The following is a 14951-nucleotide window of genomic DNA, read 5'->3' as shown; positions in this document are numbered from 1 at the left end:
ATGAGTATGCCGAGAAAAATATTACTGTATATCCTGCTGGTTCTGGCGGCCTTTCTGCTGTTTTTCCCAGTCCTTTACGCATTCATGATCTCTTTCATGACTGGCGGAGAGATCATGCAGGGTAAATTCTTTCCGAAGGCCTTTCATTTTGACAATTATGTAAAAGTGTTTGAGCGGCTGCCGCTCATGAAATATCTGATTAATAGTTTTATCGTGTCATTCAGTGTCATGCTTGGCCAGCTGGTGGTCTGCAGCATGGCGGCATATGCGTTTGTGTTCATTCCTTTCAAAGGAAGAGATTTTATTTTTTTCCTATTTATTTCAACCATGATGATCCCTTGGGAAGCGACCATGATCCCGAACTTCTTTACGATTCAGAAGCTTGATTGGATTAATACTTACCAGGGGATGACCATGCCGTTCTTTGCACTGGCATTTGGTACTTTTCTGCTGCGGCAGCATTTTAAAACTATCCCGAAGGAGCTCCATGAGGCTTCACAGGTTGCAGGGCTCAGCAGATTTGCCTTCTTCTGGAGGGTCATCCTGCCGGTTTCCAAAACCAGCCTTGTCACTCTCGGGGCCTATGGATTTCTGACAACCTGGAATATGTATCTATGGCCGCTTCTCGTGACGACCAATGACCAGGTAAGGACGGTCCAGATCGGGCTCAAGCAGCTCCAATCGCAGGAAGTGGCAACAGAATGGGGAGTCGTCATGGCCGGTGTCATTGTCGTCATCATCCCAACATTGATGCTCTTGTTCCTGGGGCAGAAGCAGCTTCAGAAAGGGCTGACCCAGGGAGCGCTGAAATAGTGTTTTACTGCCGGCGGCATGCACAGCAGGCTTATCCGGCAGCCATATATAATATGAAAAAGAGGGGTGCAGGAATGAAAAAAGGGTTAAAGTGGTTCTTTATGTTTACAGCGATTTTCAGTTTGCTGCTTATGTCAGCGTGCTCGAACAATGAAAGCTCTTCTGGAGAAGGAAGCAGCAGCGGCAGCGGCTCCGGAGGAGAGACTGAGGACGGCAAGACAGAAATCACCTTCTGGCATGCCATGTCAGGTGCAGGACAGGAAACATTGGACAGCATCGTCGCAGACTTTAACAGCTCCCAGGATAAGTATTCAGTGAAAGCTGAATTCCAGGGCTCTTATGAGGAGCTGCTCACAAAGCTCCGCAGTGTCGGCGGCACTAAAGATGCACCAGCGATTACACAGGTTTTTGAAGTAGGGACGAAGTATATGATTGACAGCGGATTTATTGAGCCGATGCAGACATTCATTGATAAAGATAACTATGATGTCTCACAGCTGGAGGAAAACATCCTCAATTATTACACGGTGGACGATAAGCTGTATTCCATGCCGTTCAACTCTTCAACACCGGTAATGATTTACAACAAGGATGCTTTTAAAGAAGCAGGCCTTGATCCTGAAAAAGCGCCTGAAACCTTTAATGAAGTGAAGGCAGCAGCGGAAAAGCTGACCAAAAAAGGAGAGCGCTACGGATTCTCGATGCTAACTTACGGCTGGTTCTTTGAACAGCTGATTGCAACACAGGGCGGGCTTTATGTAAATGAAGAGAATGGCCGCGCGGGCGATGCGACAAAGTCTGTGTTCAATGGAGAAGAGGGCTTGAGGGTCTTCAACTTCCTGGATGAAATGAATAAGGCCGGCACATTCGGCAATTACGGCACAAACTGGGATGATATCCGCGCTGCTTTCCAGACAGGAAAAGTGGCCATGTATATGGATTCCTCTGCAGGCGTCTCCGCAGCCATCAACAATTCCCCATTCGATGTAGGGGTAGCCTTCATCCCATATCCGGATGAAGTTGAAAGACAAGGTGTTGCGATTGGCGGAGCGTCTCTCTGGATGTCTAAAGGCATTGCTGAAAAGCAGCAGGAAGCAGGCTGGGAATTCATGAAATACCTGGCTTCACCTGAAGCACAGGCGAAATGGCATATTGGAACAGGCTATTTTGCAATCAACCCGGCAGCATATGAGGAAGATATTGTTAAACAGGAATGGGAAAAGTATCCACAGTTCAAGGTGACAGTCGATCAGCTCCAGCAGACAAAACCATCTGTAGCGACACAAGGTGCACTGATTTCAGTATTCCCGGAATCACGCCAGCAGGTAGTAACAGCGCTTGAAAATCTATATCAGGGCACAGCCCCGCAGGAAGCACTTGATCAGGCGGCAGAAGGAACAGACAGGGCAATCGAAATCGCAAATAAAACAAAGAAATAAAACGGCAGGGGCAGCGCCCTATGTTTATGGCGGGTATGCTATAAATAATAGAGGGGCTGCCCTTTTTAATTTGAGTGAAATGAGGTGCATAGAATGAAACACACTAAAATCTACGCCCACCGCGGCAGCAAGGGCACACATCCGGAAAATACGATAGCTGCCTTTGAAGAAGCTGTGAGGCTTGGAGTCGACGGCATTGAGCTGGATGTCCATCTTTCCAGGGACGGCGAGCTGATTGTCATCCATGATGAGAAGGTCGACAGGACGACAGATGGCAAGGGTCATGTCAGGGATATGACCCTTGAAGAAATCAATAAGCTGGATGCCGGTACTTGGTTTAGGGAAGAGTTTGCCGGAGTGAGGATTCCTGTTCTTGGCGAGGTGCTCGAGCTGCTGCAGGGAACGGGGATCAAGCTGAACGTGGAAATCAAGAGCGATGTGATTCCGTATGAGGGCATCGAGGAAAAGGTGCTTGAGGCGCTTGAGAAATATGATTATAAATCCAATGCGATCATTTCATCCTTTAATCATTACAGCCTCCAGAGAGTTCATCAGCTGAATCCTGAAATCGAAACGGCCATCCTGTTCATGGAGGTGCTGTATGAGCCATGGAAGTATGCTGCAGGAATCGGTGCATCAGCACTGCATGTCTATGCGCCAGTTGCATATGCGGAGGCAAGCAGGGAAGCGGAACGGAATGAGTTTCCTATCCGCGTGTTTACGATCAATAAAGAAGAACAGATGCGTGAGCTGATTGACCTCGGGGTGGACACCATCATGACAGATTATCCGGAAAAGGCAATGCAGGTCCGGGATTCGCGATAAATGAGACAGCTGCTGTTATTGGCAGCTGTTTTTTGTTTGTGGTGCCTGTCACCATCACCAAAAAAAAGAGCCGGGCGTGCTGGTGCCAGTCAGCTTGCCGGGCTTCAAATTTGGGGTAAAACGATGATCAAGCTTGCTATAGCTCTACAATACACTTCCCAATCTAAGAAGTAGTAATATAGTGGTTAAAAGTGGTTACAGAAAGGTTACAGTTCAACCAAAGTTTTGCAGGCTTCCTTTCAGTCTCTCCTTAGCACCTTTGCGCCATGCTTTGACGGCAGATAAAGAAACCTTTTCCCTTGCAGCAATTTCCGGGACGGTCAGGTCATCCAGCACCGTGTACAGCACCCATTTTGTCTGATTTTCTGTCAGCCTCCCGCAGTATGAAAGAATCAGTTTTTTTTCGAACGGCACTTCAGAATGAGCATCCTCGATCGTTTCCCAGAATTCTTCCTTAGCATAAACCTTCTGTTCTTCTTCTCTATTGGTGCGGGTCATTTCTGTCAGGAACTTGCCTTTGATGGTGGTGTAGGCAAAATTGGTGAACTCGCCTTTTTCCGGCTGGAAATTTTCATGTGCCTCCCAAAGGGCAATCAGGCCGATCTGCAGGAATTCATCTTCATTTTTATAGATGGATAGTGTGCGGATGATCTTCCGGATCATTGGCTGGTATTGTTCTGCAAGCATTTTAAAGTTTTCCATGAGAACTTTCCTATCGGGCGGCGCGCCTGCCAGGTATTCCCGGGTAAGTTCAGGATAGCTGGGAAATAAATTGTGTGCGAATCAGGGAAAATTTCGTTTTCCATTAAAAAATTGTTCGGATTTGAAAATTTTCTTAGGAAATTGAAGAAAAATAGGTGCGGGAAGTAATATAAAGCACAAAATCTACTAATTTCACAAAAATTAAAAAAGTTTGAACTTTAACCCCCTCTCATTCGTATAAGAGATAGAAAAACAGTTTAGGAGGGGAATACAATGGAAAATAACATGCTGAAATCTGCCGGGAAGCTGGTGCTGGCAGGGAGCCTTGGCATCAGCGGCCTGGCAGCCGGCTTTCCGGGAATGGTGAAGACAGTCCAGGCACAGGAGCAGCAGGCACAGGCTGATTATGAGAAAGCTGCGGCTGAGTTTGTCAGGCACGCAGGGGCGGAAAAGTGGGAAGAGGCTTATCCGATGCTGAGCAGCCAGCTGCAGAAATATGTCACTAAGGAGCTTCTGCCTTATTTCTGGTCAGGGCTGACAGCTCCGCTGGGAAAGGTCCAGAAATCAGAGTTTAAGAGGCTCGAGGAAGACGGAGTACATAAGAAGGCGATTTTTATGATGACAGCTGAAAACGGTGCATACGAGCTGATCTTAAGAATGAACGGGGAAGGACGTATAGATGAATTCTTCTTTGATCCTGTTATGCCGGGAGTTTCTTTTACAGAACCGGATTATCACCACCCTGAAAATTATTCGGAAAAGCAGATGGTCATTGGGGAAGGTGAATTTGCGCTTCCAGGCGTGCTGACGGTACCGAAGGGGGAGGGCCCATTCCCGGCGGTTGTCCTTGTTCATGGATCAGGAAGCAATGACCGGGATGAAAAGGCCTATTCCTACAAGCCATTCCGCGATATTGCCGTCGGCCTTGCCAATGAGGGGATTGCTGTGCTCCGCTATGATAAAAGGACAAGGGTCCATCCGCTTAAATCAAGCTTGACCCCTGGCTTCTCCATCCAGGAAGAGACAGTGGAGGACGCGAACCTTGCCGTTGAGCGGCTTTTAGCAGAAAAGGAAATTGATCACGATCAGATATTCGTTCTGGGCCACAGCCAGGGCGGCTTTGCTCTCCCGCTCATTCTTGAGAATGACAAACAAGATAACATCAAAGGGGCCATCGGGGTGGCAGGACCGGCAGGCAAGTTCCAGGGCCTGCTTTTATGGCAGATGGAGGAAGCGGTAAAGCGTGCAGAAAAAATGAATGCCCCGGCTGAGCAGCTGCAGGCAGTGAAAGCCAATCTCGCACTCTATCAGGAGCAGTTCGCGATTCTAAACAATCCTGCCTATAGCAAGGACAATATCCCGGCTTCCTTTAAGCTTCAGAATCCTTACTGGTGGTTCGACCTCCGCGATTACGAGCCAACAGAGCTGGCAGAAAAGCAGGATGTTCCGATGCTATTGCTTCAGGGCGGCAAGGATATCCAGGTGCCGGCCTCTGAGCTTGATGAATGGAAAAAGGCGCTGGCGCACAGGGAAGATGTCGATTATAAGCTCTATCCGGACATGTTCCATATGCTGGGCAATTATGGGGGCATCCCGGACGGCGCAACGGAATATTTGACGCCGGGCAATGTGCCGCAAAGCTTTATTTCAGATGTGGCTCAGTGGATCAAGACTGGGAAGCTTGGAGCGGATTTGGCCGAGTATAAAGATTATAAAGAAAACCAATATTGGTCTGAAGCATTTCAATGGGCAATCGGTGAAGGGATCATTCAGGGCTACCAGAAGGAGAAGCTGCTGAAACCCTACCAGCCAATAAAAGAAAGCCAGTATTTAAAAGTGTTCCTCAGGCAACAGCTGGGTTCTGAGTTCAAGGATGAATCCCTGGAATCAATCTATTCTCTGGCGGGGAAATATGATCTCCCTGTTGATGGGAAGCCCAATGCTGCACTATCAAGAGGAAAAGCAGCGGTCCTGCTGGCTAAAAGCTATGCAGGGAAGGAATTATCAGAAAAAGAAGCTGTACAATGGCTATATGATGAAGGAGTGGTCAATGGATATAGTGATAAAGGCGGAAACTACCCAAAGACATTCTCTTCCTTCAAACCGGAAGCGGCCATGTCCCGCGCCCATCTGGTTACCATGCTTTACAGACTTGCGAATAAATAAATGAATGCCCTGATTCCCTTTGGATCAGGGCTTCTGCTTATAATCCCAAAGAATCCGCCAGCCATCCTCTATCTCCGCCGCAAACACATCCTGCACTAATTCAAAATTCCCGTACTTCCCTTTGTAAGTCTGGTAGACAGTGACTTTATAAACCTTCGTAAAGGCTTCTCCGCCATCAGCCATCCTCCAGCCCTCAAGCTTCTCGGCTTTCCCAAGCTCATAGGAGAAGGTATTGACCCCAAAATGATTCAAAAAGACATGGGCCCGGTCCTGGATATAGGGGCCTTTGTCAAACTTCTTTTTCATGTCCGGATGGAAAAGCTCCCAGGACGCCGAAAAGTCGCCTTTCTGCTCATGTGTATAAAACTCATCCACCGTGCTGACGGCCCTCTTTTCAGCGGAAGGCAGGAAGAGCCGGATCAGGAAAAAGAGGGCTGCACAGGCAATGAGAATCACGATGAGCTTAAGAGGGAATTTGCTTCGTTTTTTCATTGCGCCAGGCCTCCTTTTAGACAAGTTATAAAAAGATATTCGCCAGTGAGGAAAAATATCACCGGACAAATTTATCCTGTTAACATTCTACAATTGTGAAACATAAACAAAATAGTAAGGTATAATCGATACATAACAAAAGTGCTTAATTGCGGCTCAATTTTTTGGAGGGGTAAAAAGTGGAGGTTTTTATACGAAGCAGACAAGGGGAGATGCTGGAGCTGATCGAGAGGCTCGTCAATATCGACAGCGGCTCCCACAATAAAGAGGGGGTAGATAGAGTAGGCTCTATCCTGAGGGAGGAGTATGAAAAGCTCGGGTTCCTGGTTCAGGTCCACGAACAGGAGAAGTATGGCAATAATCTGATCATCAGGCACAAAAATGCCATTGACCCGAAGATCATCCTTGTTGCCCATATGGACACGGTATTCCCTGATGGGACAGCAGCGAAAAGGCCGTTCCGGATTGAGGGGACGAGGGCGCTGGGGCCGGGTGTGGCAGATATGAAATCCAGCCAGGCAGAGCTTTTATACGCCTTGAAGGCATTGATTGCGAGCGGGACAAAAGGATATGAAAATGTCCTGATTGTACTGAACACAGATGAGGAGATCGGCTCGCCTGCATCCAAGAAGCTGATCATCGAGCAGGCGGCAGGCAAGGAATATGCCCTGATCATGGAGCCGGCGAGGAAGGATGGGTCGCTTGTCTCCTCAAGGAGGGGAGGCGGCAGATACAAGGTGATCGTCAAAGGGCGGGCTGCCCACTCGGGGATTGAGCCTGAGAAGGGGCGGAGCGCAATCGAGGAGCTGGCCCATAAGATCATCCAGCTTCACGAGCTGAACGATCATGAAAAGGGGATCAGCGTCAATGTCGGGCTGATCGAAGGCGGCTCGGCCGTCAACACAGTATCGCCAAGCGCGGTTGCCCATGTGGACATCCGCATTACCGATATGGAGCAGGCGAGATTCCTGCAGGAAAAAATTGAGGAAATCTGCTCACACACCGACGTGCCTGGCACGAGGGTGGAGGTCAAGGGCAGGATTAGCCGCCCGCCTATGGAGAAGAATGAGCAGAACGAATCGCTCCTGCATGTCATCCAGGAGGTCGGCAAGGAAATCGGCCTTGAGGTTTCAGATACAGCGACAGGCGGCGGCTCGGACGCAAGCTTTACATCTGCGAACGGCGTTGCGACAGTGGACGGGCTCGGGCCTGTAGGCGGTAATGCCCACAGCGAAAATGAATATGTAGAAGTTCCGACGCTTACGGAAAGAACGCTGCTTCTGGCGAAGACGATCCAGCGGCTTTCAGAATAATATATGCTGCCTTGTGCAGGCAATGAAAAAACCGGGATGTCTCCTCCCGGTTTTTAATAATGCTCAAAAAAGGTGTTGATATATGCATCCTGCTTATAAACCCTTGCTTCTTCAGCAAGGTCTTTCCCCGTGATGTAAAACTGGACATAATCGCCGAATCTGTCTTTTCCTTCTTTTTGAAATTTTGCTTCTGCATTCCTGTATTGCATAGAATAATAATATTCTGTGTACTTTTCCAGCTCTTCCCGGGACAGCTGCAGGTTGGCTTTTTCGAGGCTGTCAGAATGGAAACGCCACCTGCTGTCCGTTTTTTTGAAGGTCACTTTGTAAATGCCTCCCTGTGTCATATCGGTCGTTGCGCGGAAGGTTTCAACGATGGCAAGGTTTTCCGAGGGCTTCTTTACGGAAAACCTTATATTGACTTCTCCGTAGCTGATATTTGGAATCAGCATCCAATCTGTCCCATAGGAGTTTTGATAATAAGGGAGGATAGACTGTTCGATAAAATCTCCCGTGAAATAAGGCTTTAAGTCACTTCTGTAGGAAGAGAATGGCTCGCCGGGTCTGCGGTCACTCATGATCTCGTAGAAGGCGGCTGCAGTGTCCACCGTAAGCATTTTAAACATTTCCTTCTCATCTTTATACGTTTTGGCGAGGGAAACCACCTTCGCTGCCTGTGCCCGGGTCAGCAACGCTTCAGGTTTATAGGTGCCATCAGGATAGCCTTTAATGAGGCCTGCTTCTGCTGCGGCTTCCACATAGCCGGGATGCTTCATTTTCCTGCTGTCTGTAAAACGAATTTTCCCGCTGGCTTCAAGGCCAAGGGCTCCAGCTGCCATGTATGCCATTTCTTCTCTAGTGGCCGGCTTATTCGGCTGCAGGCGGGAGGTGCCAGGAGGCAGCAGTTTATAGTGGAAGGCAGCCGCTGCATAAGGATAATACCAGTCTGATTTATGTACATCTGTATAAGGGACCTCTATGTCTGCTGGAGCCTCCAGTCCCTTCGCCAGCGTAATCATTTTAAGAAACTGTGCAGTTGTGACCTGTTTGTTTGGCTTGAATGTATTGTCTTCATATCCATTCAGGATGCCCATTCCAAAGCCATGATCCATATAGGATGCAGCCCAGTGCCCTTTTATATCCTTCAATACCATGGCGGCATCGCGCGCTTGTCCTGCTCCGGGCAATAGCAGCAGTGAACACATAAATATAGAAAAAGCAAGAAGCCCTATTTTCTTCAACAGAATTCCCCCTTAATATCTCTTATATTATTTTTCTCTACTAAACTATGCTATAAACGGAAAAAGTTGATAAATTTTTTGTGATTTTCTATAGAGGCATTGTTGAAGGAGAATAAAAAGGCTGTTTGAAATCTTTTCAAACAGCCCGATGCGGCTATGCCGCGGAGAAATTAGATTATTGCAGGCCCAGATGTGTTCTCATTTCATCCTGGACACGCTGCTGTTCTTCGTCTGATACAATCAGATACCAATAATCGCCGATATACTGGCCATTGCCTGAAATGGACAGCTGGTCAATATTTTTTCTCGTATCTTTATAGTGCTTTTGGATGTCAGCCATTTCACTGAAGGTCAGATTGGTCCTGACATTTTTGCCGATGGCATCGAATATGTTGTCAAACCTGGCAAGGGAGCTGAAACTTGCGCCTTTATTGATGACACCCTGAATGATCTGCCGCTGTCTTTCCTGGCGTCCAAAGTCGCCGTCGGCATCCTGCTTGCGCATCCTTACATAGGAAAGGGCTTTATTCCCATCCAGCTTCTGGCTGCCAAGCGGGAAGTGATGACCGTCCTGGGTGAAATCTTTATCATTGGTGACCGTTATACCTCCAACAGCATCCACAATATCTTTAAAACCCTGCATATTAATTTTAACGTAATAATCGATCGGGATGTCCAAAAAGTCTTCGACAGTAGCAATCGACATTTCCTCTCCGCCAAAAGCGTAAGCATGGTTGATTTTATCGACTGTGCCGTGCCCGATGATCTCGGTGCGGGTGTCGCGGGGGATGCTCAGCATTTTCACTGAGTTGTTTTCCGGGTTTACCGTCAGGACAATCATCGTATCAGACCGGCCTTTATCGCCTTCCCTTTCATCGACTCCGAGCATCAGAACAGAGAAAGGATCCCTTTTTTCAAGCGTGATCGTTTCCTCGCGCTTCTCGGATTTCTCCCTCTTGATAGGGGCATGCATGGTGTCCACTGCACTAGACAGTGATTTATAGACCATAAAACCGTAAACTCCTGCTCCTGCAGCCAGAAGCAAAACTATAATCAGCAATACTCGCAGCCAAAGCCGTTTTTTTGGTTTGGCCGCCTTTTTTTCTTTGTCCATTGAAGTTCCTCCAATTGGAAATGCAAGATTATTAGGCTTGAATCACAGGAGCCTGTAAACGAGGAAAGCTCCATATTTAAAGATAACAGAAAACACACTGTGAATATAGGTAATTCACTGGGAGCTCCGGGTATATTCTCTTGTGGTCCAACCACTTTTTAAGTAAAAAAGAGGCATTTACCAGGATGGCTGCATAGGTACATTTTAATCTATACCTCTAATTTCCCGATGAAAACAAAAAACCGCCTGATAGAAGCGGCTCCTTGCTTAGTCTATATATCTTCTTGCACCTGCGTACTCCCTGCTGTAGGAAGGGGTGCTGAGCGGAATGATTTCAACATTCCTGCCTGCCTTTGGAGAATGGATCATGCTGCCATTCCCGGCATACATGGCAACATGGTGAATCTTCCCTTTTCCGCCATTATATCCGAAAAATATCAGGTCTCCTGGCTGAAGCTTTGACTTTAAAACAAAGGATCCTTGTTTAAATTGTTCGGATGCATCCCTTGGGAGGAGGATTCCATGCTGTTTATATATCGAGTATGTCAATCCCGAGCAGTCGAACCCATATCCGGAGGTGCCGGCCCAGAGGTAAGGAAGCCCCAGAAAGTTTTTGGCTGAAGATACGAGATCCTTGCCTTCAGGCTTTTTTGGCTGCTCTCCGGGATTGTATATGTCCACATCTGCTTTCTTCATCCATTTAGGCTGAAGGGGAGTCTGGACAAGGATCCAGTCTTTTTCCGTTTTCAGGACTGGCATGGAAGTATTATAGCTGACCTCCATATACTTTTTGCTGCGGTTGTTCAAGTAATGAAGATCGGCGGTTTTGGATTTTACAACTGCTTTAGGGCAGGCGCTGGCATCGTAGGCATGTGATGCAGTCTGGGATTTGGGCATCCAGCCGAAATAGCCGTTTTTATTTTTGCTGGTGGCTTGATCTGTCACAGCCGCCTGGATCCAGCTGCCCTTTGTCTGCAGGATTTTGACTTCCTGCCCGTACAGTGCCTGTGTCTCGGTTTTGCCTGTCAGCCAAATCCGGCTGCTGACGGTCTTCATGTTTGAAGTCCAGGCTTCAAGATCAGCTGGTGCCGTTAAAGAGGGCCTGTCCAGCTTTCTGCTGATGCCGGGACTTTTCCAGAGTGTGGCTGCAGATACATTGATATATGTTTTTGCTTTTTTGTCCAAGGTTAAGCAATTCTCTGCTGCGGCCTCCGCTGTTTTCATCGGAAGGCTGGCCGAGAACAGGAAAAGTATGCCGATCATCATGATTGCAAGGCTGTCTCTTCTCATTTTTTTTATCCCATCCTTTTCTTTAGACTGCTATATTCATAGTAACCCGGCCGGCATGCCGCCGCTACCATTTTTTTAAAAAGAAAGATTTTATTCCCAGACAGAAAATGTTTTTCCATTTTTTACAGATAGATAAAAAACCCGTAATTTTATATGATCATTTGGGATTATATTTTTTATAAAAGAAAGAGGGACGAACTTGAAGCTATTAAAGATAATGATGATGCTTACAATGGTGCTTGTTCCATTCAGCAGCGCAAGTGCAGCTGAGAAAACAATTGACCACTATCTTCCGATGGATATCGATGAAGACTATTGGGCGTATGAGGAAGTCGATGATTTCATCAATGCCGATATCATTGATGGCTATGTGGATGAAGATCTTTATATGTATGTGAATCCGGAAAATAAGATCACCCGGGCGCAGTTTGTTAAAATACTGGTCAATAGCCTCGGCCTATCAAGCAGCGGAACAGGAAAAAGCTTTTCTGATGTAGCTGTGAAGGATTGGTATTATGATTATGTACGCACGGCAAGCGCGCTGGGCATCATTTCAGGAAAAGAAGACGGCACATTCGGCCCTAATGACAATATTACCCGTGACCAGATGACTAAAATGATTGTTCTGGCATTTGAAAATACAGTTGAATTTCCTAATACAGCAGCTCAGGCTTTTACAGATGTAAATCCCGGCTACTGGGCTTATGAGTTTGTCGGCAAGGCGGCTGCCAATGGAATTGTAAAAGGATATGACACCATCTTCAAACCGCGCAGCTTTGCGACAAGGGCCCAGGCTATGGTGATGATTCACCGGGCACTGAAACAGGAGCAGTCCAATCTTCCTGCTGAAGAAGAAATTACGGCATTCTTGAAAGAACATATTCTGCAGGAGAATCAGCTGGTGGAGAATAATGATTTTATGAAGCTGGCTGAGCTGTATAAAAAGAACGGCACCGGCTATTACAAAGTATCCGGCGTGGAAGCAGGCTCAGCAGCATTCCCAATGGAAGAGGGGGATGAGCTGGAAATCCAGATAGATGATGAAAAGCTGAATCTTGAGGTGATTCAGGCTTCTGACCGTTTTATTACTGTTGAGCAGACTGGAATGTCAGGCAAGTTCATTTATAAGAGCGACGAATTCAACTTTGATTTCACCATGAAAATGGATGGCGCTTATAAACTGAAAAAGGATCAAGCATCCGGAAAATGGAAGATTTATAATTTCATTCCTTATTTTGATGAAGAAGAGCTTTACTAAAGCAGCCGATTACGGCTGCTTTATTTTTGGTTTTCCCGCACATCTTATGCCCCGGCAAGACACTAGCTTAGAATTAAGAAATTCTTCTTTTAGATAAAAAACAGGAAAATAGTTCCTATTATGTATATGTTTTCTTGTTTATACTTACATAGTATTAGATAGAGAGAGGAGTTTTTTCATGAAAAAGGTCTATTTGAGTGTTTTGCTGCTTTTTGTGGCACTGGGCACCCTTCTGAGCCCTGTAGGAAAAGCACAGGCTGCCAGCTTCAAGGATGTTCCCGGGAGCTATTGGGCAAGCAAGGAAATCCATTACCTTGCAGGCAGCCAGATCATTAAAGGATATACGAATGGAAAATTTGGCATCAATGATCCGGTTAAGAGGATGCATGTGGCTGTCATGCTTTCCCGCACACTGGAGCTGGATGGTTCGAACTCGCCGGATCCAGGGTTCAAGGATGTGCCGGCGGACCATCCTGCCTACAAGGAGATTGCTGCATGCGTAGAAGCAGGTATCTTTAATAAAGGGAATTATTTCAACCCCGAAAAAAATATCACGAGGGCACAGATGGCGAAAGTATTGGCAGAGTCCTTTATGATTGAGCCGGTATTCACTGTGCCGTTTAAGGATGTAAAGACAAGCGACTGGTTCTATAAGAATGTCCAGGCTTTGGCCAACTATAATATCACGACTGGAAGCAATGGCTATTTCAAGCCATCCAAGAGCTTGACCAGGACTGAATTTGCGGTATTCCTGGCCAGGATCATGGACCCGAAATTCAGGCCGGGATTCCATGCCGTAGCTGAGGATGCTTCATACAACAGCAAGGGGAACCTGGAGGCTAAGGTAACCATCTATAATAATACCAAGTATACAGTTTCCGATATTTCTGCTAGATTCTCATTATATGCGGATGGAGAACTGGCAGCAGAGCATGCTTATACGAAGGAAAATCCTTATCCGATTAAATATGGAATCAGCTTGGCGCCTGGTGCGACAAAGAATGTGACAGTGGAATTCAAGCCTTCTGAAATTAAAACGAAGGAATCTCTTGAAGATAAATATCTGGAAATCCTGTTTATGTATGAATATAAATATCGCTGATAGAAGGAAAAAGCCAGGGTGATGCCCTGGCTTTTCTTTGCCTGGGGGTCTTTTGGCATTTTGCAGCAATGGGTATACGCAAGAGGTTTATTGCATGAAGCGAAGGGGAAACAATATAAAAAGCCTCCGCCAAAGGGCAGAGGCATTCGTTTATTTTTGCATTCCCCTGAGGAGGAATACGGCAAATTGTGTGCGGTTGACAAGTTCTTTAGGAGCAAAAGAGCCGTCCTCTTTGCCCGTGGTAATCCCTGATGCGGCAAGCCGCTGGATTTCCTCTTCTGCATAATAGCCTTGAGGAATATCCTTGAATGACTTGCTGCCAGCGGCTGGCGCAAGTTTGAAAGCCCTGGAGAAAATAATGGCCAGATGTTCTCTTGATAAGGTTTCCTCAGGACGGAAATTGCCTGACGCGTCCCCTTTGATGATGCCGGCCTTTTGAACGGCATTGATGGCGCCGAGCGCCCAGTAATCTTTGCCGACATCATTGAATTTGACAGCACGGTCTGCCTGATTGAGGCTGAATACCTCTGCAAGGAGAGCTGCCACCTCCGCTCTGGTCATCTCCAGGTTAGGCATGAATTGGCTGCCTTCATATCCCAGAATGATTTCTTCTTTGTTGAGCGTGGAAATTTGATCCTGGGCCCAGAATGAAGACGGGATGTCTTTAAATGAACCAAGCGGAGCCTGGTAGTCCAGTACACGCTTAGCCCCGACGTATCTTGGACCCCAATAGTAAGGGTCATTTATATTAGAAATGACTACACCTTTAGAGGTGGATGCATTGATGAACTGTTCATTCCCCAAATATATTCCTACATGGGATGCCCCTGGCTGGTAGGTTTCAAAAAACACCAGGTCCCCGACCCGCAAATCTTTCTTTTCTACTGCTTTACCATACTTAAACTGATCTGCAGTAGTCCTCGGAATATTGATCCCAAGTTTTTTGTAAATGAATTGCACATATCCGGAGCAGTCAAACCCGACAGCGGATGTCCCGCCAAATTGATATGGGATGCCTATGTATAGCTTCGATAAAGGGATAAGCTGGTTGTAATTGATGGCACTGGATGCGTCTGCTTTCGGCTGGCCTAACGATAAAATGCATAAAAAGACAGTGAAAAACGCCATTAATTTCCTTTTTATCATCTGAAGTTCTCCTTTTCCCCCTAATATATTTAAGACAAATATACCATAAG

General features: G+C 46.7%; 13 protein-coding genes. 7 read left to right on the top strand and 6 right to left on the bottom strand.

What is annotated here, in order from left to right; genetic code table 11:
• From ACQCVH_RS10885 to ACQCVH_RS10875, 3 genes are all read left to right on the top strand, one after another.
• Positions 1-813, top strand: a complete 813-nt coding sequence (locus ACQCVH_RS10885) for a carbohydrate ABC transporter permease (RefSeq protein WP_426835832.1) — start codon at positions 1-3, stop codon at positions 811-813.
• 74 nt (positions 814-887) lie between these two features.
• Positions 888-2252 (top strand): ABC transporter substrate-binding protein, encoded by a 1365-nt coding sequence (locus tag ACQCVH_RS10880; RefSeq protein ID WP_426835681.1) that lies wholly within the window; start codon positions 888-890, stop codon positions 2250-2252.
• 93 nt (positions 2253-2345) lie between these two features.
• Positions 2346-3077: a glycerophosphodiester phosphodiesterase gene (locus ACQCVH_RS10875; protein ID WP_426835680.1), complete on the top strand. Its 732-nt coding sequence runs from the start codon at positions 2346-2348 to the stop codon at positions 3075-3077.
• Positions 3078-3290: 213 nt separating this feature from the next.
• On the opposite strand, the gene ACQCVH_RS10870 is transcribed toward ACQCVH_RS10875, so the two are convergent.
• Positions 3291-3779 carry a sigma-70 family RNA polymerase sigma factor gene (locus tag ACQCVH_RS10870; protein ID WP_426835679.1) on the bottom strand — a complete coding sequence of 163 codons (489 nt, stop codon included), beginning with the start codon at positions 3777-3779 and terminating at the stop codon, positions 3291-3293.
• A gap of 273 nt (positions 3780-4052) precedes the next feature.
• Here ACQCVH_RS10870 and ACQCVH_RS10865 point away from each other — a divergent pair, with 273 nt between their 5' ends.
• Positions 4053-5945: an alpha/beta fold hydrolase gene (locus ACQCVH_RS10865; RefSeq protein ID WP_426835678.1), complete on the top strand. Its 1893-nt coding sequence runs from the start codon at positions 4053-4055 to the stop codon at positions 5943-5945.
• Positions 5946-5969: 24 nt separating this feature from the next.
• Here the strand turns inward: ACQCVH_RS10865 and ACQCVH_RS10860 are convergent, their stop codons facing one another.
• The gene (locus ACQCVH_RS10860; protein WP_426835677.1) at positions 5970-6437 is read right to left on the bottom strand and encodes a hypothetical protein; all 468 of its coding nucleotides are present in this window, start codon (positions 6435-6437) and stop codon (positions 5970-5972) included.
• 179 nt (positions 6438-6616) lie between these two features.
• Here ACQCVH_RS10860 and ACQCVH_RS10855 point away from each other — a divergent pair, with 179 nt between their 5' ends.
• Positions 6617-7750 carry a M20 family metallopeptidase gene (locus ACQCVH_RS10855; RefSeq protein WP_426835676.1) on the top strand — a complete coding sequence of 378 codons (1134 nt, stop codon included), beginning with the start codon at positions 6617-6619 and terminating at the stop codon, positions 7748-7750.
• Between the two features lie 53 nt (positions 7751-7803).
• On the opposite strand, the gene ACQCVH_RS10850 is transcribed toward ACQCVH_RS10855, so the two are convergent.
• The 3 genes from ACQCVH_RS10850 to ACQCVH_RS10840 form a co-directional block, all read right to left on the bottom strand.
• Positions 7804-8991 carry an S-layer homology domain-containing protein gene (locus ACQCVH_RS10850; protein WP_426835675.1) on the bottom strand — a complete coding sequence of 396 codons (1188 nt, stop codon included), beginning with the start codon at positions 8989-8991 and terminating at the stop codon, positions 7804-7806.
• Between the two features lie 175 nt (positions 8992-9166).
• On the bottom strand, positions 9167-10105 hold the full coding sequence (locus ACQCVH_RS10845; protein WP_426835674.1) for an LCP family glycopolymer transferase: 939 nt from the start codon (positions 10103-10105) through the stop codon (positions 9167-9169).
• Between the two features lie 267 nt (positions 10106-10372).
• Positions 10373-11395 (bottom strand): C40 family peptidase, encoded by a 1023-nt coding sequence (locus ACQCVH_RS10840; protein WP_426835673.1) that lies wholly within the window; start codon positions 11393-11395, stop codon positions 10373-10375.
• Between the two features lie 199 nt (positions 11396-11594).
• On the opposite strand from ACQCVH_RS10840, the gene ACQCVH_RS10835 reads away from it, so the two are divergent.
• The gene (locus ACQCVH_RS10835; RefSeq protein ID WP_426835672.1) at positions 11595-12653 is read left to right on the top strand and encodes an S-layer homology domain-containing protein; all 1059 of its coding nucleotides are present in this window, start codon (positions 11595-11597) and stop codon (positions 12651-12653) included.
• A 178-nt stretch (positions 12654-12831) separates the two neighbouring features.
• Positions 12832-13755, top strand: coding sequence for an S-layer homology domain-containing protein (locus ACQCVH_RS10830; RefSeq protein WP_426835671.1), 924 nt, complete (start codon positions 12832-12834; stop codon positions 13753-13755).
• A gap of 150 nt (positions 13756-13905) precedes the next feature.
• Here ACQCVH_RS10830 and ACQCVH_RS10825 read toward each other — a convergent pair whose 3' ends face one another.
• Positions 13906-14901 (bottom strand): C40 family peptidase, encoded by a 996-nt coding sequence (locus tag ACQCVH_RS10825; protein WP_426835670.1) that lies wholly within the window; start codon positions 14899-14901, stop codon positions 13906-13908.
• Between the last annotated feature and the right edge of the window lie 50 nt (positions 14902-14951).

Source organism: Bacillus infantis (assembly GCF_050107595.1).
GTDB classification, from domain to species: Bacteria; Bacillota; Bacilli; order Bacillales; family Cytobacillaceae; genus Bacillus_AB; species Bacillus_AB infantis_C.
This window is presented reverse-complemented; position numbering and strand designations above follow the sequence as displayed.

What these genes read in the sequence shown, in the direction of transcription:
- ACQCVH_RS10880 (WP_426835681.1), top strand. Translation starts at nt 888, where the DNA reads ATGAAAAAAGGGTTAAAGTGGTTCTTTATGTTTACAGCGATTTTCAGT.
- ACQCVH_RS10830 (WP_426835671.1), top strand. Translation starts at nt 12,832, where the DNA reads ATGAAAAAGGTCTATTTGAGTGTTTTGCTGCTTTTTGTGGCACTGGGC.
- ACQCVH_RS10845 (WP_426835674.1), bottom strand. Translation starts at nt 10,105, where the DNA reads ATGGACAAAGAAAAAAAGGCGGCCAAACCAAAAAAACGGCTTTGGCTG.
- ACQCVH_RS10865 (WP_426835678.1), top strand. Translation starts at nt 4,053, where the DNA reads ATGGAAAATAACATGCTGAAATCTGCCGGGAAGCTGGTGCTGGCAGGG.
- ACQCVH_RS10875 (WP_426835680.1), top strand. Translation starts at nt 2,346, where the DNA reads ATGAAACACACTAAAATCTACGCCCACCGCGGCAGCAAGGGCACACAT.
- ACQCVH_RS10840 (WP_426835673.1), bottom strand. Translation starts at nt 11,395, where the DNA reads ATGAGAAGAGACAGCCTTGCAATCATGATGATCGGCATACTTTTCCTG.
- ACQCVH_RS10885 (WP_426835832.1), top strand. Translation starts at nt 1, where the DNA reads ATGAGTATGCCGAGAAAAATATTACTGTATATCCTGCTGGTTCTGGCG.
- ACQCVH_RS10860 (WP_426835677.1), bottom strand. Translation starts at nt 6,437, where the DNA reads ATGAAAAAACGAAGCAAATTCCCTCTTAAGCTCATCGTGATTCTCATT.
- ACQCVH_RS10870 (WP_426835679.1), bottom strand. Translation starts at nt 3,779, where the DNA reads ATGGAAAACTTTAAAATGCTTGCAGAACAATACCAGCCAATGATCCGG.
- ACQCVH_RS10825 (WP_426835670.1), bottom strand. Translation starts at nt 14,901, where the DNA reads ATGATAAAAAGGAAATTAATGGCGTTTTTCACTGTCTTTTTATGCATT.